This window comes from Bartonella sp. DGB2 (assembly GCF_046843095.1).
GTDB lineage: Bacteria > Pseudomonadota > Alphaproteobacteria > Rhizobiales > Rhizobiaceae > Bartonella.
The window spans coordinates 214,697-235,741 of the sequence record NZ_CP177325.1 but is presented as its reverse complement, the minus strand read 5'-3'; the positions used below and the strand labels follow the sequence as shown (position 1 = coordinate 235,741).

Annotated in this window: 13 protein-coding genes; 7 read left to right on the top strand and 6 right to left on the bottom strand. The window is 43.9% G+C overall.

Going from position 1 to position 21,045, the window contains the following annotated elements:
• Positions 1-28: 28 nt before the first annotated feature.
• The 3 genes from ACK28X_RS01150 (at position 29) to glnA (ending at position 2,588) form a co-directional block, all read left to right on the top strand.
• A complete protein-coding gene (locus ACK28X_RS01150; RefSeq protein ID WP_412058254.1) occupies positions 29-619 on the top strand; it encodes an NUDIX hydrolase in 591 nt (196 codons plus the stop codon).
• Between the two features lie 183 nt (positions 620-802).
• Positions 803-1,141, top strand: coding sequence for a P-II family nitrogen regulator (locus ACK28X_RS01145; protein ID WP_412057874.1), 339 nt, complete (start codon positions 803-805; stop codon positions 1,139-1,141).
• Between the two features lie 37 nt (positions 1,142-1,178).
• The gene (gene glnA / locus ACK28X_RS01140) at positions 1,179-2,588 is read left to right on the top strand and encodes a type I glutamate--ammonia ligase (protein WP_412057873.1); all 1,410 of its coding nucleotides are present in this window, start codon (positions 1,179-1,181) and stop codon (positions 2,586-2,588) included.
• A gap of 47 nt (positions 2,589-2,635) precedes the next feature.
• On the opposite strand, the gene ACK28X_RS01135 is transcribed toward glnA, so the two are convergent.
• Genes ACK28X_RS01135 through ACK28X_RS01125 form a run of 3 tightly spaced genes read right to left on the bottom strand, consistent with a single transcriptional unit; the run spans position 2,636 to position 5,102 of the window.
• Positions 2,636-3,406: an ATP12 family chaperone protein gene (locus ACK28X_RS01135; protein ID WP_412057872.1), complete on the bottom strand. Its 771-nt coding sequence runs from the start codon at positions 3,404-3,406 to the stop codon at positions 2,636-2,638.
• Between the two features lie 41 nt (positions 3,407-3,447).
• A complete protein-coding gene (locus tag ACK28X_RS01130; protein WP_412057871.1) occupies positions 3,448-4,119 on the bottom strand; it encodes an HAD-IA family hydrolase in 672 nt (223 codons plus the stop codon).
• Positions 4,116-5,102 carry an RluA family pseudouridine synthase gene (locus ACK28X_RS01125; RefSeq protein WP_412057870.1) on the bottom strand — a complete coding sequence of 329 codons (987 nt, stop codon included), beginning with the start codon at positions 5,100-5,102 and terminating at the stop codon, positions 4,116-4,118. The genes ACK28X_RS01130 and ACK28X_RS01125 overlap by 4 nt, the downstream gene beginning before the upstream one ends.
• A gap of 241 nt (positions 5,103-5,343) precedes the next feature.
• Between ACK28X_RS01125 and ACK28X_RS01120 the strand changes: the two genes are divergently transcribed.
• Positions 5,344-7,128, top strand: a complete 1,785-nt coding sequence (locus ACK28X_RS01120) for a glucan ABC transporter ATP-binding protein/ permease (protein WP_412057869.1) — start codon at positions 5,344-5,346, stop codon at positions 7,126-7,128.
• Between the two features lie 8 nt (positions 7,129-7,136).
• Here the strand turns inward: ACK28X_RS01120 and alaS are convergent, their stop codons facing one another.
• The 3 genes from alaS to ssb all read right to left on the bottom strand — a co-directional run bounded on the left by alaS (position 7,137) and on the right by ssb (position 11,791).
• On the bottom strand, positions 7,137-9,824 hold the full coding sequence (gene alaS, locus ACK28X_RS01115; RefSeq protein WP_412057868.1) for an alanine--tRNA ligase: 2,688 nt from the start codon (positions 9,822-9,824) through the stop codon (positions 7,137-7,139).
• Positions 9,825-9,987: 163 nt separating this feature from the next.
• Positions 9,988-11,196, bottom strand: coding sequence for a multidrug effflux MFS transporter (locus ACK28X_RS01110; RefSeq protein ID WP_412057867.1), 1,209 nt, complete (start codon positions 11,194-11,196; stop codon positions 9,988-9,990).
• A gap of 52 nt (positions 11,197-11,248) precedes the next feature.
• The gene (ssb, locus tag ACK28X_RS01105) at positions 11,249-11,791 is read right to left on the bottom strand and encodes a single-stranded DNA-binding protein (protein WP_412057866.1); all 543 of its coding nucleotides are present in this window, start codon (positions 11,789-11,791) and stop codon (positions 11,249-11,251) included.
• 217 nt (positions 11,792-12,008) lie between these two features.
• Here ssb and uvrA point away from each other — a divergent pair, with 217 nt between their 5' ends.
• From uvrA to ruvX, 3 genes are all read left to right on the top strand, one after another.
• A complete protein-coding gene (uvrA, locus tag ACK28X_RS01100; RefSeq protein WP_412057865.1) occupies positions 12,009-14,948 on the top strand; it encodes an excinuclease ABC subunit UvrA in 2,940 nt (979 codons plus the stop codon).
• A gap of 186 nt (positions 14,949-15,134) precedes the next feature.
• Positions 15,135-20,006 carry a hypothetical protein gene (locus ACK28X_RS01095; RefSeq protein WP_412057864.1) on the top strand — a complete coding sequence of 1,624 codons (4,872 nt, stop codon included), beginning with the start codon at positions 15,135-15,137 and terminating at the stop codon, positions 20,004-20,006.
• A gap of 543 nt (positions 20,007-20,549) precedes the next feature.
• A complete protein-coding gene (gene ruvX, locus ACK28X_RS01090; protein WP_412057863.1) occupies positions 20,550-21,023 on the top strand; it encodes a Holliday junction resolvase RuvX in 474 nt (157 codons plus the stop codon).
• Positions 21,024-21,045 lie beyond the last annotated feature (22 nt).

Below are 21,045 nucleotides of genomic sequence, written 5' to 3'. Positions count from 1 at the left end.
GATGATATTTAAACCCGCGAGGCCTAAAATGCATGGAACAGAGATCGCTACGAACAAATACATGTTTAACAAAGACGGCCGCCTTATCCAAGTGAGCGCCTTAGTCTACCGTTATAAAGATAATAAACCCTATCTACTTCTTATTACGAGCCGCGGCACAAAACGCTGGATTATACCTAAAGGTTGGCCCATTCCAGGACGCTCACTTGCTCAAAGTGCACTAAAAGAATCGTTTGAAGAAGCAGGCGTACGCGGCGTGGTTTCTACCACCGCGATTGGGCACTATTCTTATATCAAAGTGGAAGATTTAGCTCTAAGTCAAAAAGTGCATACGAATTTACACCTATTAACCGCAAAAGAACCAGGACTTCTCTCGCCCTTTGCTGTTAATAATTATACCCTCACCCCTACCGATATCACCACGAAAAAAGAGGTTGCCTCGCCGCTTAATATCCCTATTCATGTGTATATTTTCCCCGTATTTTACTCGCATCAAGAAAAAAAATGGCCCGAACATGGTCAACGCATCTATGAATGGGTGTGTCCCAAACAAGCGGCTGAACGCGTACGCGAGCCCGAACTTAAAGCAATTTTGCGTAACTACAGCCCCCAATACTAAGAAGCTAATTAAGTACTTTCATAAATAATTGAAAGGGTGAAATAAACCATTTCCACGCCATCGGAGCAATCTTCTTTAGCCCACACATGGTTTATATAAATTATTTGATTTTATAGTCTGGAAATAACGGCACTTTGCGCTTATGATAGTTTTATCCTGTAAAAGCGGAACGAGACGCCTTTGATGAAAAAAATTGAAGCGATTATTAAACCTTTTAAGCTTGATGAAGTTAAAGAAGCCCTTCAAGAGATTGGATTGCAAGGCATCACTGTAACAGAAGCTAAAGGCTTTGGGCGGCAAAAGGGTCATACAGCTCTTTACCACGGGGCGGAGTATGTGGTGGATTTTTTGCCTAAAGTAAAAATCGAATTGGTGGTTTGCGACGACGTTGTTGGACAAGCTGTCGAAGCCATACAAAAAGCAGCGCAAACGGGGCGCATTGGCGACGGAAAAATTTTTATTTTCCCCGTTGAAGATGCGATCCGTATTCGAACGGGTGAAACAGGTATTGACGCTATTTAGTTTTCAAAAATCACTGCAAGCTATTAGGAAAGAGATCATGAGTACAGCCACCGAAATTCTTAGGCAAATCAAAGATAATGACATTCGCTTTGTAGATCTACGCTTTAGCGACCCACGAGGTAAGCTACAGCATCTTACGATGGATAGCGCCGAGATCACTGAAGATAGCTTTGCCGATGGCGTTATGTTTGATGGTTCCTCTATTGCTGGTTGGAAAGCGATTAATGAATCGGACATGGTTTTGATGCCAGACCCAGAAACCGCACATATTGACCCTTTCTTTGCGCAAGCAACGTTGGTCATTTTTTGTGATATCTTAGAGCCGATTTCAGGTGAGTCCTACACGCGTGATCCACGCTCTACCGCCAAAAAAGCCGAAGCTTATCTAAAGGCTTCCGGTGTGGGCGACACAATCAATATTGGACCAGAGGCTGAATTCTTTATCTTTGACGATGTGCGGTTTAAAACTGATCCCCACAATACCAGTTTCAAACTCGACTCAAGCGAATTTCCGCAAAATGATGATAGCGAATATGAAACAGGTAATCTTGCTCACCGACCCCGCGTAAAAGGTGGCTACTTTCCTGTACCTCCCATTGATTCTTGCCATGATATGCGCTCAGAAATGTTGACTGCCTTGACCGACATGGGTGTGCAAGTCGAAAAACACCACCACGAAGTCGCTCCCGCCCAGCACGAATTAGGCATCCGATTTGATACTTTGGTGCGTGAAGCCGATAAATTACAAATCTACAAATATGTTGTCCAGCAAGTTGCCCATAGCTATGGAAAAACAGCAACCTTTATGCCTAAGCCTGTCTATGGTGATAATGGGTCGGGAATGCATGTTCATATGTCAATCTGGAAAGAGGGTAAACCTATTTTTGCAGGCAATGAATATGCTGGGCTTTCGGAAACCTGTTTGTTTTTCATCGGCGGCGTTATAAAACATGCTAGGGCACTAAATGCCTTTACCAACCCCTCCACCAACTCGTATAAACGCTTGGTGCCAGGGTATGAAGCACCCGTTTTATTAGCTTATTCAGCGCGCAACCGGTCTGCCTCGTGTCGTATTCCTTATGCTACTTCGCCCAATGCTAAACGCGTAGAGTTTCGCTTCCCCGACCCAGCGGCCAACCCCTATCTCGCCTTTGCAGCCCTTTTAATGGCAGGCATTGATGGCATCAAAAACAAATGCCACCCTGGACAACCTATGGATAAGGATCTTTACGACCTACCTCCCCAAGAATTAAAAAACATTCCTACTGTAGCATCCAGCTTGCGAGAAGCGTTGGAAGCGTTGGATAAGGATCGTGCCTTTTTAACGGCAGGAGATGTATTTTCTGATGATCAAATCAGTGCTTTTATTGATTTAAAAATGCAAGAAGTGAAACGCTTTGAAATGGCTCCCCATCCTATAGAATTCGATATGTACTATTCTGTATAAACAACTCTTTATAGTAAGAGCTCTAAAGCGCCCTTATGGGCGCTTTTTCAATGAGAACGGGCTACGTTCATTACCTGAAGAGCGGCGTAGAATTCTTTTTTATTATGAATACGAACTCTCAGTGCCTCCTCATCAGCACCCCAGTGCTCAATCGTCCAATCTTCATCAAGATGAGCTAAAGCCCAAGCCTCATCACCAGCGATAGCACCGTCATAAGTGGCTAAAGTCAAAAGAGCAGAGCCCATAAGGGTTGTCATCATATGTAGAGCAGCCAAAGCATAGGGCGATTTTACAGACTCAAGCAAAACTCTCATAGCTTGAATAGCATTTGGAGGCTGTTCAATATGCATAATTCCCTTACCTGTAAAAAAAACCGCTCCATATCGACTCTTTGCCCAATCTAAAATTGGATCCCACGAAGTACGTTGGCGTGCTAGCAATTCTTGCGGCGCCTGGGCACGATAAAAAAGCATATCAGTGCTTAAAATGTCCAAAATATCTTCAAAAATCGGCTGCGGATCAGAGTCAAGGCGATCAATCACTGTATTAACAAGCCGAGTGATAGGCATAGTTACTGGATTAATATATTCACCTTGCATAACAAATTCTTGCGCTACAGTCTGAGCAAGCGCCTCATTGGGTAAGGTCAATGCCTTTCTAGCAGGGGTTTTTATAATATGGCCATCAAGCAAAGGCAAAAAGCCGGTCTCTTTCTCTATCACCCATACTTCTTTGTAGAAACGCTTCGCTAATTTTTGCACTTTTTGAACGGGCATTTCATCAATAGATGCTTTATCCTGGGGGGGGGATTCAAGCATTTCGAAAATCTTATACATTTATATTCAAGCCTATCTGCTGATTACCTTAAGGAATTATTCAAAATCACACACAAATCTCGCGGTGTATTGATGATAAAATCCGCTCCTACCTCCTTAAGCGCTAACGAACTATGATACCCCCAAGAAACCCCTACGGCATTAGCAGAAGCAGCCTTAGCCATTTGCATATCATAAATCGAATCGCCAACCACATAACATTGATTAGCGCTAACACCCACCTCTTGACAACATTCCTCTACCATAGCTGGGTGGGGTTTTGATGGGCAATCATCGGCAGTGCGAATGGTGATAAAATTTTCCATACGGTTCTGCGCACAAATCGCATCCAACCCCCGCCGTGATTTACCCGTCACCACGCCTAATAAAATATTGGGCATCTGATAAAGCGTTTTAAGAAGTGCAGAAACGCCATCATAAAGAGGCTCTAAAGGGCGAGTACCTTGCCGTAAAGCCCAAAACGCTTGCCTATACGCCACAACCATAGCCGCTATTTCTGCATCTACCGGCCGCTTACAAAGAGTAGCAATCGCTTGATCAAGTGATAAGCCTATAATAGCGCGGGTTTCTGCCTCATGCGGCGGAGAAAGACCAAATTCAATAAAGGTTTTATGCATACATTGCTGAATAAAGGCAGCGCTATCAACAAGTGTACCATCACAATCAAAAAGAACCAAACGTAAAGATGCACTCATTGATTACCTTCGCCATCGCATTCATCAAAAGAAAAAAGGTTGAAACTTTGCACCATATGGGGCGGCAGAGGCGCAACAAAGTCTAGGGTACCCCCAGCTGGATCAGGAATTTTCAGCCGCCGTGCATGTAAATGTAAACGGTTTTGCATACCTCCCGGCAAGCTCCAATTGCTATCAGCAAAAAAATATTTATTATCACCAATGATAGGATGACCGATATGGGCAGCATGCACCCGCAATTGGTGTGTGCGCCCTGTATAAGGCTCCATTTCCAACCATGAGAGCGTGCGAGCACGGGAATCAATAAGCCGATAATGTGAGATAGCGTGATCAGCATCAGGCTCACCATGGAGGCAAGCACGTATTTTGTCGCCATTGCTAGTCTTTTCCTTTACAAGCCAAGTGGAAATTTTATCTTGTCGCTTTTTAGGAACCCCCCGAACAATGGCCCAATAGGTTTTTTCAGTTTTACGCATCCGAAATGCTGCTGTTAAAAATTGCGCCGCTCCGCGGGTGCGAGCTACCAATAAAAGGCCCGATGTCTCTCGGTCAAGTCGATGCACCAACCGCGGCTTTTCTCCCTTTTTATTGCGCCAAGCTTCCAACATATCATCCATATGACGGACGATTCCCGATCCTCCTTGAACAGCAAGCCCAGCAGGTTTATTAAACACCAAAATTTTAGCGTCCTCATAAAGTAGCATTTGCCGCAAAACATCATGATCGCTCTGATTGCGCAACGTTTTTCCCGTGAGAGGCGTAAGGCTTTTTTTATCCACGGGTAAAGGAGGGACGCGTACCATTTGCCCTATCAGAAGCCGCATATCCGATTTTGCCCGCCCACCGTCAACACGGATTTGCCCCGAACGCAGAAGCTTTTGCAATTGTCCAAATCCTAAACCGGGGTAATAGGTTTTAAACCAACGATCAAGGCGCATACCATTTTCATCGCTGCCCACCTTTTTCACTTCCACACCTGCCATCGCTATCTCCTATTCTACCTGCAGCTTATCCGCGCCTATTTGTCCATAGCATATAAAGCATGCCCCGCCCACAGCCATGTTTTGAACATTTTTACTTTGAAAAGCGATAGCTGCCATCTTGATCTTATCACGCTACGTTACATTTGGTCGTTAAAATTGGTTTTTCTAATAGACCAAGATTTATTAAATCTATAGCTGGTCCTAGGGCCTTACATTAATAAGATTCTGGAGCGCGCATTCTGTGTCTTTTTTGCGAAGCAATCTACGGGTTCTTTCTTATCTAAAGCAAGAAAAAAAGCAAAGTCTTGCTATCAGTGGAGCCAATATTATCTTAGCAATCATTGCTATCGCGGAGCCTGTTTTATTTGGGCGGGTGATTGATGCTATTGCAGCCAAAGCGAATATTATTACCACTTTAGCATGGTGGGTAGGCTTTGGGCTTTTTAATATTTTGGCTTACGTCTTGGTAGCACGCGGTGCAGACCGCCTAGCTCATCGCTGTCGGCTTAGCGTTTTGACTGATGCCTTTGAACGCCTCATACAGATGCCCCTCAGCTGGCATCACAAACATGGTACATCACAAATTTTACATACGCTTTTACGCGCTTGTGACACCATGCCTACTATGTGGCTAGAATTTATGCGACAACATTTAGCAACCATGGTTGCGTTGCTTATCCTCATTCCCACCGCTTTCGCTATGGAATGGCGACTTTCTATTGTTTTGCTTACCCTTGGTTTTATTTACATCTTGATTGCTCACATGATCATGCAAAGAACCAAAGATGGGCAAACTGCAGTCGAAACGCACCACCACTGTGTATTTGACCACATTAACGATTCTATCTCGAATATTGCAGTGGTTCAAAGCTATAATAGGATTGAAGCTGAAACCAATGCCTTGCGTCGTTACGCAACAGATCTTCTCAGAGCCCAAAACCCTGTTCTCAATTGGTGGGCCTTAGCGAGTGGTCTTAACCGAATGGCTTCAACCATTTCAATGATGGTAGTTTTACTCTTAGGGGCCTTTTTGGTAGCCAAAGGTGAAATACGCGTAGGCCAAGTAGTAGCCTTTATTGGCTTTGCACAATTATTAATTGGACGTCTTGACCAATTGAGTGGCTTTATCCACATGGCTGCTTCCTCTCACGCTAAGCTTGAACAATTTTTTACCCTCTATGACGAAACAAAAAATACTGAAAAAGATGCCTCGCTCCCCGCATTAGGTTCAGTAAAAGGCGCAGTTCGTTTTGACCATGTAAGTTATGAATTCTCGACCTCCAGCCAAGGCGTCTATGATATTTCTTTCACCATTAATCCTGGACAAACGGTTGCTATTGTAGGCCCTACAGGAGCAGGAAAAACCACGCTTATCAACCTTTTGCAAAGAGTTTTTGATCCCCATACAGGCCGCATTGAGATTGATGGACAAGATATCCGCAATGTTAATCGCACCTCATTACGCCAAACATTAGCGACTGTCTTCCAAGAAGCCGGCCTCTTTAACCGCACAATCCGTGAAAATATTGCTATTGGAAACCCAAAATCTGGTGATGAAGAACTTTATAGTGCCGCACAAATGGCTGCAGCCCACGACTTTATCCTTGCTAAAAGCCAACATTACAACACACATATTGGTGAACGCGGCGATAAACTCTCTGGAGGTGAGCGCCAGCGTCTTGCCATTGCCCGAGCCATTTTAAAAAATGCCCCTATCCTTATCTTAGATGAGGCGACAAGCGCTTTAGATGTGGAAACCGAATTGCGCGTAAAAGATTCCCTTAAAAAAATCAGCTCTGATCGAACAACCATCATCATCGCTCACCGGCTTTCTACTATCCGCCACGCTGATATGATTTTATTCATGGAAAAAGGACGCCTTGTCGAACAAGGCGCCTATCAAGAGCTAGCTACGAAAGGCGGCCGCTTTTCCGCGCTTCTTCAAGCAGGTGGCTTTATTAATGACGAAACCATAAAAGACAACAAACAAGGTAAAGTTGTTTCTTTACATGAAGCAGCAGCCTAGATCTAAACTCATAAAGCCGTTTCTCTATCTTTAAGATGAGAACGCAAAACGGCAAGCGCTGCTTCGGCCTTAGCTCCATAAGGCCCCCCTGCTTGAGCCATATCGGGACGTCCACCACCGCCCTGCCCGCCCAACGTGTTAGACAAAAGACGAACAAGATCAACAGCGCTCCACTGCGCCGTTAGATCCTCACTCACCCCCACCACAGCGCTAGCCTTATCGTCGTCTCCTACAGAGATAAAGGCTACAATCCCTGAGCCAAGTTGCTTTTTGCCTGCATCAACCAAAGATTTGAGATCCCGCGGCGGGACACCGCTTACAATACGACCCGTAAATGAAATTGTATTAATCGTTTCAACCATTTGGATCGGGCTCTTTATGCCATCGACTTGTAAAGCCAATTTTTTACGCAAATCAATTAACTCTTTTTCCAAACGACGACGCTCATCCAAAAGACTGCGCAAACGGGATTGGATGTTTTGAGGCGTGATCTTCAGAAGTTGGCTGATCTCTATCACTTGTTGATCTTGTGCAACGAGATAATCATAAGCAGCTTGCCCTGTCAAAGCTTCAATTCGGCGCACACCTGAAGCCACAGCGCTTTCGCTAATAAAGCGCAAAATACCAATATCACCCGTTCGCCGTACATGGATGCCTCCACATAATTCCACAGACCAAGGACGAAGCCCTGTGCTTTTCTCTTGATCTCCTGCGGCCTCACCCATAGAAACAACTCGCACTTCGTCGCCATATTTTTCGCCGAACAAAGCCATTGCTCCTATCGCAATCGCTTCATCCGCAGCCATGAGACGCGTTTTTACTGCGCTGTTCTGCCTGATCATATGATTAACCAAAGCTTCAACCTGTTCTAACTCTTTAGCACTCATCGCTTGAGGATGTGAGAAGTCAAAACGCAACCGCTCCGCAGAAACAAGCGAACCTTTTTGCACCACGTGATCACCCAATACATGTCGCAAAGCCTTATGGAGTAGATGAGTTGCTGAATGATTAGCGCGGATTTTACGGCGACGCGCCCCGTCCACCTGCAAATGGACGGCATCCCCCAACTTTAACTGACCGCTTTTCAAAACACCATTATGAACAATAACACCATCGGCCTTTTTTTGCGTATCAAGCACCTCAAAAAGACTATCTGCCACCGTTATCAATCCGGTGTCACCAATTTGCCCGCCTGATTCTGCATAAAATGGCGTTTGATTGACAACAAGTCCCGCCTCTTGACCTTGATAGAGCTTATCAACCTCTTTCCCTTCTTGGATAAAAGCGATAACTACTCCCTCAGCCTGCTCTGTATCATAGCCCAAAAATTCGCTTAGCCCTGCTTTATCCCGCAAGTCCAACCAAAGACTTTCCGTTATAGCTTCGCCTGATCCTGCCCAATGCGCACGCGCTTCAGCTTTTTGTTTTGCCATTGCGACATCAAAACCGGCCACATCAACACTGATATCACGGCGGCGTAGAGCATCTTGGGTAAGATCTAAAGGAAAACCATACGTATCATAAAGTTTAAACGCCACCTGACCAGTAAGCTGATCTCCCTTTTTGAGATTTGCTGTTGCCTCATTCAAAAGTAAAAGGCCACGATCAAGCGTTTTACGAAAACGCACTTCTTCAAGCTTTAATGTTTCTGAAATCAATGCTTGAGCACGAACTAACTCTGGATAAGCCTCGCCCATTTCGCGCACAAGAGGGGGTAGTAATCGCCATAAAAGTGGTTCTTTTACACCTAGTAAACCAGCATGACGCATCGCCCGCCGCATAATACGACGCAAGACATAACCTCGCCCTTCATTAGAAGGCAAAACCCCATCAGAAATCAAAAAAGCAGAAGAACGCAAGTGATCGGCTATCACCCTATGGCTTGCCATAAACTCACCCACTGCTTTCACGCCCGTTGCTTCTTCTGAAGCAGCAATAAGCGTGCGAAAAAGGTCAATATCATAATTATCATGCACACCTTGCAAAACAGCGGTAAGACGTTCAAGACCCATGCCCGTATCAATGGAAGGGCATGGCAAATCTATCCGATCCTCGCTATTTACCTGCTCATATTGCATGAAAACAAGGTTCCAAATTTCAATGAAACGGTCGCCATCTTCATCTTTGCTACCAGGAGGGCCGCCCCAAACGCCCTCGCCATGATCGAAAAAAATTTCCGAACACGGCCCGCAAGGCCCCGTATCACCCATTTCCCAAAAATTATCACTACTGGCGATGCGAATAATTTTGTCATCCGGCAAACCCGCAATCTTACGCCATAAATTCGCCGCCACTTCATCTGTATGATAAACCGTCACCAATAATTTTTCACGAGGTATATCAAACTCTTTAGTGAGTAAATTCCAAGCGAGGCTTATTGCTTCTTCTTTAAAATAATCTCCAAAAGAAAAATTGCCAAGCATCTCAAAAAAGGTCAAATGGCGTGCTGTGTAACCCACATTATCAAGATCATTATGCTTGCCACCCGCACGCACGCAACGTTGCGCTGTAACAGCGCGCTTATAAGGCCGCTGTTCTGCTCCAGTAAAAACATTCTTAAACTGCACCATACCAGCAGCAGTAAACATAAGCGTCGGGTCGTTACGTGGAACAAGCGGGCTTGAAGCCACAACCTCATGGCCGTTTTTTTGAAAATAATTAAGAAAGGCGGAACGGATCTCGTTTACGCTATGCATCGCTACACTCATTTGCAACCACACTTAGGCCCGCCCTTCGCGCCTTTTAATATAAGCGCGCTAAGCGGCTGTGGGCTTTGATTCTAAAACTATCCACCTTTTAAAGCAATCCAACAAGTGTGGGAATAGCTTTCTTAAACAAAGATCTACTTTCTAAAATGCTTTACTCCCCCACCTCTGCCTCAATGCCACGCAAATGACGAGCATAGCCAACAAAATAAATAAAAGCACCGCCAAGACAATAGGTAAGAATAATAAGTGCTACATAATGTGGTTCATGCCCAGTAAGGGTACCAATAACAAAGGTAGCAAACGCCGCTGCGCCTAATTGTAAAGCTCCCATAACCCCCGAGGCCGTGCCTGAAGCATGACTATGCGCAGCAATAGCCGATGCTGTACCCAGTGGCATTAAAAAACCATTACCAAAAGTGACAATAGAAATAGATAGAATACTGGTAAGAAGCGCAAAAGGGCTAAAAAACATCTGTAACATAAAGATAACGCCACCTACAGAGGTAAAGGCGTAACCGATAGCAAGTGTGCCCTCAATACCACGCAGGCGTGAAACCCTCTTCGCTACAAGATTACCAGAGATATAAGCGGCTGATAAAGTAACATAAGTATAGCCGATATAAAAATCAGGCAATCCTAAACGAGTTAATAAAAACGGTGACTCAACCAAATAAGAAAAATATACTCCATAAGCAAAACAAGGAATAAGGGAATAAAACAAAAATTTGCGATTACATAAAACAGCAATCGTTCCCTCAATTGTGCTAAAAAAACCTCGCCCCATACGTTTTGATGCAGGCAAAGTTTCTTTTAGAGTAGTAAAGCATAGAGTTAGAGTAAGAAGAATAAATAAGGTGAGAAAAACAAAACAGGCTTGCCAACCAAAATAATGGCTTAATGTACCTCCAATTATGGGTGCAATAGCCGGCGACATACCAACAAAAGGAAAGATAACCAAATATAATTGCCCAGCTTGTTTTTTCTCTAAAACATCATTTATGATAGCCCGGCTAATAGTAAGACCTGCGCAAGAACCCACCCCCTGCACAAGGCGCAAAAAAAGCAACTGATTGATATGAGTCGTATAAATAACCGCAACAGTTGAAAATAACCAAATAAACAGCCCCACCAGCAAGATGTTCTTGCGACCAAAGCGATCGCTGAGCGGGCCGTAAATCAATTGCGAGAAAGAAAGCCCTAACATAAAGACAGCAATTGCTTTTTGAATTTCGTCTTCCTTTACATGATAAAAACCGGCCATTGTATCAAGGGCCGGCAAAAATATATCTGTAGAGACTAAAGCGCCTGTTGATAGGCAAATAATTAGCACAATAAAACTGCGGGATAATGTTTTATCCATAGAGGGCCCCGATTCTAGAAAAAGAAAAAATGCTAAAGCCTAAAATATGGCTTTAAAAAGGAATTTCATCGTTTAAATCTTGGGAGGAATCACCGCCCCTATTGGATTTGCCCCCATTAGATTGATTATAAACGCTCTGATTAGCATTATAACTATCAAAGGGAGCAGTAGCATGGCCACGGTCGTCATTATTCTGTCGGTTATCGACACCCCCACGACCATAAGCTTCGCCGCCACCCGCGTTACGACTATCCAACATATGCAATTCGCCACGAAATTTTTGCAAGACAATCTCAGTTGTATAGCGATCTGCTCCTGTTTGATCTTGCCATTTACGGGTTTGTAATTGCCCTTCTATATAAAGCTTCGCCCCCTTTTTAACATATTGCTCTACTACTTTGACCAAATTTTCATTAAAAATAACCACTGAATGCCATTCGGTTCTATCCCGTCGTTCTCCAGTGTTACGATCACGCCATGTCTCGCTTGTGGCAATGCGCAAATTGGCGACGCTATCACCTGAGCCCATACGTCGAATCTCAGGATCCGCCCCCACGTTGCCGATTAACATTACTTTATTTAGGCTACCTGCCATTTTAAACTCCGCTCCAACACCTTACCTCGCCGTAATAATCACATGAGGCACACCAAATTCTTCCCCTATTCTAACATAAAAATAATACAAGAGAGTATTAAAAAAAACCATCCACAGACTTCTCTGCAAAAAAGAAAAAAATCAAGGATTGCAATTTTTATAGGCCTCCCCTATTTATAGCAGAAGTTCAATTTTTGTTCTATATTTAAGGCTTTCCATGTCGGAAAAAAAATACATCTCTATACGTGGCGCACGAGAACATAATCTTAAAAACATCAATCTCGATCTACCGCGGGATAAACTTATTGTTATCACGGGCCTTTCTGGATCTGGAAAATCATCTCTTGCCTTTGATACAATTTATGCAGAGGGACAGAGACGATATGTAGAAAGCCTTTCTGCCTATGCGCGGCAATTTTTGGAAATGATGCAAAAGCCTGATATTGACCGAATTGACGGGCTTTCGCCGGCCATTTCTATTGAACAAAAGACCACCAGCAAAAACCCGCGTTCAACCGTGGGAACAGTGACAGAAATCCATGATTATATGCGTTTATTATTTGCGCGGGTAGGCACTCCCTATTCGCCTGCGACGGGTTTACCAATTGAAAGCCAAACGGTGAGTCAAATGGTAGACCGTATTCATGATTTAGAGGAAGGTACACGCATTTATATTCTAGCCCCCCTTATCCGTGGACGCAAAGGCGAATATAAAAAGGAATTAGCAGAATTACAAAAAAAGGGCTTCCAACGCGTAAAAATTGATGGGGTCTTTTGCGACATTAGCAACGCACCAACGCTTAATAAGAAATATAAACACGATATTGATGTTGTAATTGATCGTTTAGTCGTACAAGACGACATTGCAAGCCGGCTTGCTGATAGTTTAGAAACAGCGCTTAAATTAAGCGATGGCTTAGCCATTGCCGAATTAGCAGATAAACCCCTTACAGCAAAAATGGATGGACGAGCCAATAAATCAAAAAACGAAACCCATGAACGCTTACTTTTTTCAGAAAAATTTGCCTGTCCCGTGTCGGGTTTTACAATTTCAGAAATTGAACCAAGGCTTTTTTCCTTTAATAATCCTTTTGGAGCCTGTCCCACTTGCGATGGTTTGGGTAACCAATTAGCAATTGACCCGCAAACTTTAATCGCTCCTGAGGCTATCCCCCTTAAAAGCGGAGCTATCCTGCCTTGGGCGAAATCCTCTGCCCCTTATTATATGCAACTATTAGAATCTCTAGGTAAAGCTTATGGATTTCATTTGAATAATACATGGAAGGACCTTACGCCAGAAGCGCAAAAGGCTATTCTATATGGAACAGAAGAAAAGCCCATTCCCTTTACCTATTATAATGGCAACCGTAGTATACAATCAACTAAGCCTTATGAAGGGCTGGTCGCTTATCTTGAGCGCATTTGGCGGGAAACAGATTCGGCATGGCGGCGCGAGGAAATTGAACGCTATATGACCGCCCGCCCCTGCCCTGCTTGCCATGGCTATCGCTTAAAGCCGGAAGCTCTAGCAGTTAAAATTGATAAGTTACATATCGGCCAAGTTTCTGAAATGTCTATTGCCAAAGCAGACCAATGGTTTAGCCATTTGGAGGAAACCTTCGCCCAAAAACAGCGTGATATTGCAGCTCGTATCTTGAAAGAAATCCGCGAGCGATTAAAGTTTCTCAATGATGTAGGACTCGAATATCTCACTCTAGCGCGTAATTCTGGCACTCTTTCGGGTGGAGAAAGTCAACGAATCCGCCTCGCCTCACAGATTGGCTCTGGACTTACTGGAGTGCTTTATGTACTGGACGAGCCTTCCATCGGCCTCCATCAACGCGATAATGCCCGCTTGCTTGAAACCTTGCATCATCTACGTGACCTCGGCAATACAGTCATAGTTGTGGAACATGATGAAGATGCCATTCTAACCGCCGATTATGTAGTAGATATTGGACCAGCCGCTGGTATCCATGGTGGAGAAGTAATGGCTCAAGGCACACCGCGCGATATTATCAACCACCCCCATTCTTTAACAGGGCAATATTTATCAGGCAAAAGAGCCATTAAGGTTCCTAGTAATCGCCGCCCTATCTTAGCTGACAAGCAACTAAAGGTGATTAAAGCGCGGGGCAATAATCTAAAAAATGTAAGCACGCATATCCCTCTTGGTACTTTTACTTGCGTCACCGGTGTTTCAGGCGGCGGAAAATCAACCTTTTTGATCGAAACTGTCTTTAAAGCTGCATCTCGCCAATTAATGGGCAGCCGCGAACACCCCGCCGATTATGAGAGGATTGAAGGACTAGAGCATCTTGATAAGGTTATTGATATTGATCAATCGCCCATCGGACGTACGCCGCGTTCTAACCCTGCAACTTACACAGGCGCCTTTACTCCCATACGCGAATGGTTCGCTGGTCTACCCGAAGCAAAAACACGCGGCTATCTACCAGGACGCTTTTCATTTAATGTAAAAGGTGGTCGATGCGAAGCTTGTCAAGGCGATGGGGTTATTAAAATTGAAATGCACTTTTTACCCGATGTTTATGTAACATGCGATGTCTGCCAAGGTAAGCGTTATAATCGTGAAACCTTAGAAGTCAAATATAAAGACAAATCAATCGCCGATGTTTTAGATATGACGGTAGAAGTAGCGGCAAGCTTTTTTCACGCCGTCCCTGCTATTCGCGACAAAATGGAAACCTTAGTTAAGGTAGGGCTTGGCTATATTAAAGTTGGACAACAAGCAACCACCCTTTCAGGCGGTGAAGCCCAAAGAGTAAAATTGGCAAAGGAATTATCACGCCGCGCCACAGGCCGCACCCTTTACATTCTCGATGAACCAACCACAGGGTTGCATTTCCATGATGTGAACAAATTATTAGAAGTTCTGCATGAGCTCGTTGATCAAGGCAATAGTGTAATGGTAATTGAACATAACCTTGACGTTATAAAAACCGCCGATTGGATCATTGATTTAGGTCCAGAAGGCGGTGATGGTGGTGGTGAAATTGTAGCCGTGGGGCGGCCTGAAGATATTATCAAAGAAAAGCGTTCTTATACGGGATGCTTTCTAAACGCACCCTTAAAAGGTCGCCCAAATGCGACCAGCCAGCTAATAAAGCCTCATTTTAACCACGAAACAAAATAATGCCTCCTACCCCGCTTGACGACCAATTGTTACAAGCTTCATAATTGCCAAGACACCAAAGCGTTAACTTTAATTACAAAGTTTCAAACATTTGTAAAAATATGTTTCGTTCTTTAGACAGGCAAATGATATCATAATGCGTTAAGAAAGGGTGTAGCCTTTTCATTGATAGAATATGAGGCGAGTATGGCACGCAAAACAAAAATAAAAAAAATTGAAGTAGAGGTAGAGGAGGCCTTGAAACAAGCGCTTGACTTCGACTTTAATAGCGTTAATGCCGAGCCCGTCGCTAAACAAAAAATGCCTGTTTTAGATACCAATCCTGAACATCTAGCCGAAGAAATTGCTATAGCTGCTAAGGAACTTGCCCAGGAAAAAGTTGAAAGAATAACTTCCAACCTGCCTCAGAAAGCGGGCGCGAGTGCTGTCAACTCAAGCGTTATAAATACGCCAAAACAGGCTCCTACAGGCGGTACTGTTGAAGGCTCCCCCTCCATAAATTTGCATGCAGCTAATGATACAACCAATGATAAGGGGATTCGCCCTTCGCTCTTTCAACTACACCCCGAACAATCGGTATCACGCCTTTATTGGGGCACCACAGCGTTAAGCAGCCTATGGGCCGCAGGAGGCGCTTTTATAGCTAATCATTTGGCGCCTGCAGGCCTTAGTTCACTTACCGCTATTGGCAATTTTTTAATAACACCCACCGGATTTATGATAACCGCCGGTACCTTGGCGCCAATTCTGCTATTTTGGAGTTTTGCCCAATTGGCCAAGCGGGCTACACAATTGCAAAATATTGCCTCAATGATAACCGACGCGGCACTGCGGATCAGTGACCCTTATAGCGCCTCAAGCGAACAAATGATGGCTGTCAGCCATACAGTGCGTCAAGAGGTCGCCTTAATGAATGAAGGCATTGAGCGCACCCTTTCGCGCGCAGTAGAACTTGAGGCGCTTATGCAAGGTGAAGTACAAAACCTTCAGCGCGCTTATGCCGAAAATGAATCGCGCATCCACACTTTAATGAAAGAGCTCAACAATGAACGCGAAGCAATTTTAAACCACGCCGCGCGCGTACAATCGACGATTGTAAGTACCCAAGATCAACTTAATGAAGAATTTGGTGCTATTGCCTCTACCATTGCCAGCGATGTGGGTCATGTAGCCAAAACTCTAGCCGAAACGCTACAAAAACAGGGCGAAGAACTGATCGCCAAATTAAGCTATACGGGTAATGGCCTTACAAAAGAATTAGTAGAACGCTACAACAATACGGCTCGTGATATTGAAGGGCAAAATGAACGATTATTTGATAATCTAGAAAAGCGCTTTAGTAATTTGCGTGAAGTATTTGATAAAAACGGCAAATTATTAACGACAACTTTCCATGAAAGCGCAACAGACGCTGAATTGTTAGCCCAACAAACAGCCCAAGCCATGCGGCATGCTGCACAAAACGCGCTTGATGATTTCGACGCGCGCCTTAAGCATTTGGATGATGCTATTATTGACCGCGGCAACCAAACACTTGCCAATTTCGATGAAAAGCTTTTACGTCTTGATGATCTAAAGGAAACTTTAGCTGAGAAACTAGACGACACAACCAACAGTGCCATTGAAGCTTTTGAGAAACGCCTTGCAAAAGTAGATATAAGTTTAAGCGATCATAGCACCTCAATCATTGAATCTTTTGTAGCACGGGCTCAATCCTTAGGCGCGCATACCAAAACGCTTGATACAATGTTGGAAGCTCGCGCACTTGAAATTGATGAAACCCTGAAAGCACGCAGCCTTGATATCGCCCATAGTTTTGAGCGTAGCCAAAAAGACTTGCGTGCTAGCATTGATGAAACGGGGGTACTATTATCCGAACAAGTAGACAAGTTTAACCAATCCATTGGAGAAAGTCTAAAAGATAAATCACAAGAATTCAGCGGTGAGCTTGAAAATAGCCGCACAATGCTGGCTGAAATATTCGAAGCAGAAAAAGACAAATTCTTAGTAGCGATTAAAAATCAGATTGATGGATTGTCTGGCCATGCGGGAGAGATTGAGAATGTTTTATCGCAAAACATCTCGGCTTTTGACAACCAAACTCGCAGCCATATTTCAGGGATTGTAGAGCACACCCAAACTTTGCAATTGGCGCTAACAAAAAGCTATGAGGCAACAAAAGATATCTTAGATACACAGGCAAAAAATCTAGATACACGCGCTGATGCTTTGCGTGATTCTTTAGCGATTAACAGTTCTACTCTTAATGAAGTACTAGCAAACCAAGGGATTGAGCTTGAAAGACGTATCCAAACCATACGCAATTTGATTGAAAAAAGCGACACCCAGCTTGATGGAGCGCTGAGCGAGCACACTCACGTACTAGAAACAGCCTTTGCAAATGGCAATGGCCAAATTAAAGCCTCCATTGCTGAGCATCTGAAAGGCTTTGAAGAACACATTGCTCTTTTACACCAAAGCCTCTCACAATCAGGCGGAGCATTACTTACTAACCTAGATGGCAAAGTTGGCATACTAAACCAAACGTTTGATAACAAAATCAACACCATGAATGAGACTTTAACAATCAAAACGAATGCACTGCATGAAACGATAGAGACTCAAATTGGCGCATTAAGCACAGTCTTGGATAACAAAACCCAGGATATTGCACAACAAGGAGTTACCGTTGAAAGCCAGCTTACCCGAGCTCTTTCAAATATTGAACAAACTTTTGATCAACGTAGCGCCCACTTGGGAGCACAATGCGCACACATGGAAGATTTATTTGGCGCTTATAATGAGATAGTTGATCAATCTTTTAATAACCAAACCGCGCTTTTCGCAGAACGAAGCCAATCAATTCAAGCCATGTTGCAGGACGGTGCTGAAAAGGCACGCCGCAGTCTTGAAACATCTTCTCAGACCTTAGAAACACGTTTACAAGGCGCCGTTAGTGAAGTCTCTGCCACCTTAGAGCATGAAGTTGAAAAAGCTAATGCCCTATTAGGCGAAAAAACCCAACATCTTGTTCAATCTTTAAGTGCGCAAAGCGGTCAAGTCGCAGCTCAGATCGATGCTTCGGGGGAAGAAATTTTAGCCTCTTTTCAAGATATCCATATGCAAGCGCAAACGATCCTTGAACATACGGGTAAAGACGTGGTGCAAAGTATCACCCAAAGTGTAGAGCAAGTGGGCGAACACTTAATCAGTGCTACCGAAAATGCCGGCACTATTGTAAGTAAACAGAGTCAAGAACAAGCGGAAGTCATTCAGGCTGCTGGACAAATGGTGCAGTCCAACTTTGAAGCAAGTGTAACACAAGCAGCAGCATTTTTAAGCCAACAACAAAAGGACTGGGATACGAGTTTACAAACTTCAGTAGCAACGATAGAGCAATCACTAACTAATCGTTCTAACCTTCTGCAAGAAATAGCGCAAAATTTTGAGGCCACATTAGCTCTACAGTTAAATGAAGCAGGAACGCATTTTGAAAAAACCAGTGACAACACCATCAACAAAATGAGTAGTCAGATTAAGCAATTAAATACTCTAACCACTTATCTAGGCGATGCGGCTCAACAAACTGGCGAAAATTTTGGCACTTTGGCACAAAGTTTGGGCGAAAAAATCTATTATGCCACTCAAGAAAGTCAACAAAAAATCCAACAACAAAATGAAGACTTATTGCAAACCTTAGAAAAGCGTAATGAACAAACATTGCAAAATATGCTTGCCCTTAAAAGTGATTTCGCCAACCATATCGGGGACTTATTAAATCAAATTGAAACAACAGCACAAAGCATTCATGAAAGCGGTAGATACTTGTTTAATACAACGCGTGAAGCCGATGGGCATCTAAATGCTACTGTGCGTTCCCTTCAACAAAATGCTGAAAATCTCACCGATAATCTACAATTATCTAATCAAAAATTGCAAACCAATATCGAAGTTCTGCAACAAACCTTTCAGCATATTAGTGCCATGCATGAAGGGTTTCAGACCCATACCACAACTTTAGAGCAAGTTTTAGCTGCCATTGATACCTCTCACCAAGGATTGAGCGAAAATTTGCATAGCAAACAAGCTGCACTTGATGCGTTAAACCAAACGTTAATTGCAAAATCACACGAAATTAACGAAGCGCTTGGCTATTATGAACAGACCATTGCCTCTGCTTTGGAGCAAGGGGATGAAACAACCCGCGCTAATAGTCAAGCTATGAAAGAAAGCTTACTAGCGCTGATTAGTGAGGCGACCGAACGCTTTAGCGAAGCCACACATGCCATGCGCCAATCGGCTGATCGCTTACGTAACGATTTGGTAGAAGCTCGCCAAGAAATGGCAAATGCGTTGCAAACCTTACCCGACCAAACCCAAGCAACTACAAAAGCTATGCGTAATGCTATCAGTGACCAAATCGAAGCATTAAAACAACTGACTGGTATTGCTTCACAAAATACCATAAAACAACCAATACAAGCAGCACCTATCGCCATTGCCCCGCTTGTACCAGAAGAAGCAACCAACGCATCTGTGCGTGCACAAAAACCGAGTTGGGTTTCTGACCTTTTGGCTCGAGCCTCGCAGGCAGAAAATACACCCGAAGCAGACAACGCCTTTGTTGCCAATACACAATATCAACATTTAACGCCTCGTGCGACCCAGGCCAACGAGACCATAACCGAAACGGAAAATGATGTCTTGGTTGAACAAACAGCAGAAGAATTAAGTGGACTGGGAGCGGTCATTGCTGAAACTATTCGTCATGAATCGGCAGTAACCTTATGGAAGCGCTATCGCCGCGGGCGGGTTAATATACACATGGGCGCCCTCTACACCGAACGTGGTATACAGATTTTTGAAAAAATCCGCGCCAAATACCGCGCCGACTTAGAGTTCAAAAAATCTGTCCAGAAATATATTGCAGAATTTGAAACGATTTTGCGTGATATTGCTGAAAAAACAAATAGTAACGAAACAGTTCAAAAATATCTAACTACAGATACAGGCAAAGTTTATACTATGCTAGCCCACGCCAGTGGTCGTATTCAATAAACATTGCATATCAACGGTATAGTGGACATTTTCCCCCATTCTAGATAAATGAGCAGATTCGTAAAAAAGATCTCAGCCACCCCTTCTATTTCCGGAGAAGCCTTATATAACTCGCCCTAAATCGGTAGTGATGGCAGAAAAATGTTTCAGAATCTAATCTCATATTGTGCTTCAAATTGATATGCCCTACGCGTCCAATAGCCTCTTACTTATAAAGCGCTAGTTTCCTCGTTATCGTCCATCAACTAAGTGATGCCAATATTACCGCTAATAACCTTTTCTATCCCTTCACTTGTTAGACAACGCGTTAATTTGAGTTTGCAATGACGGTAACATTGACCTCATTTGCGAGCTTTACTATGCCACCAATATGGTTCATATGACCATGTGCCAAAGCGATTTGAGTCACATCGGCAGCACCAGCCGTTAAATCATAACCTTTGTTTTAAAGAACGACTTGCCTTACCTCTACTCGCAAAGCAGGATACCCCAAACCAAGTTAGCTTCATAATATGTCTCCTAAACTCACCTTATAGAACAGATATGGCCATTATTGATATCACGCAAACATTTGATTATCTTTCGCCCAAACAAACAATAGTAGGGCTTGATTTGGGTAGCAAAACCATTGGGATTGCCGTGTCAGATATTGGCTTGCACTTTGCCCACCCCCGCTTAGTTTTAGCGCGCACAAAATTCAGCAATGATGCCCGCAGCTTGATTAAAATCTTAAAAGAAGAAAATGTGGGCGCCATTGTCATTGGTTTACCACTTCATATGGATGGTAGTCAAAGCCCACGCGCCCAATCAACCCGTACCTTCGTGCGTAACATGGCTGCCCATACTACCCTCCCCTTCATCTTATGGGATGAGCGTCTTTCCACCGTAGCAGCAGAGCGCAATCTGATCAGTATGGATGTATCGCGCTCCAAACGCAACCAACGCATTGACGCCGCTGCCGCCGCCTTTATCCTCCAAGGAGCGCTTGACCGCTTGCATATTTTAAGACGCGATTAGGCAAGAGATTAAAACTAAACCT

Bases quoted from the DNA above. Each gene is read 5' to 3' on its own strand.
- ACK28X_RS01145 (WP_412057874.1), top strand. From the start codon at position 803: ATGAAAAAAATTGAAGCGATTATTAAACCTTTTAAGCTTGATGAAGTT.
- ACK28X_RS01125 (WP_412057870.1), bottom strand. From the start codon at position 5,102: ATGGCAGGTGTGGAAGTGAAAAAGGTGGGCAGCGATGAAAATGGTATG.
- ACK28X_RS01130 (WP_412057871.1), bottom strand. From the start codon at position 4,119: ATGAGTGCATCTTTACGTTTGGTTCTTTTTGATTGTGATGGTACACTT.
- uvrA (WP_412057865.1), top strand. From the start codon at position 12,009: ATGTCGGAAAAAAAATACATCTCTATACGTGGCGCACGAGAACATAAT.
- ssb (WP_412057866.1), bottom strand. From the start codon at position 11,791: ATGGCAGGTAGCCTAAATAAAGTAATGTTAATCGGCAACGTGGGGGCG.
- ACK28X_RS01110 (WP_412057867.1), bottom strand. From the start codon at position 11,196: ATGGATAAAACATTATCCCGCAGTTTTATTGTGCTAATTATTTGCCTA.
- ruvX (WP_412057863.1), top strand. From the start codon at position 20,550: ATGGCCATTATTGATATCACGCAAACATTTGATTATCTTTCGCCCAAA.
- alaS (WP_412057868.1), bottom strand. From the start codon at position 9,824: ATGCATAGCGTAAACGAGATCCGTTCCGCCTTTCTTAATTATTTTCAA.
- ACK28X_RS01135 (WP_412057872.1), bottom strand. From the start codon at position 3,406: ATGCTTGAATCCCCCCCCCAGGATAAAGCATCTATTGATGAAATGCCC.
- glnA (WP_412057873.1), top strand. From the start codon at position 1,179: ATGAGTACAGCCACCGAAATTCTTAGGCAAATCAAAGATAATGACATT.
- ACK28X_RS01095 (WP_412057864.1), top strand. From the start codon at position 15,135: ATGGCACGCAAAACAAAAATAAAAAAAATTGAAGTAGAGGTAGAGGAG.
- ACK28X_RS01150 (WP_412058254.1), top strand. From the start codon at position 29: ATGCATGGAACAGAGATCGCTACGAACAAATACATGTTTAACAAAGAC.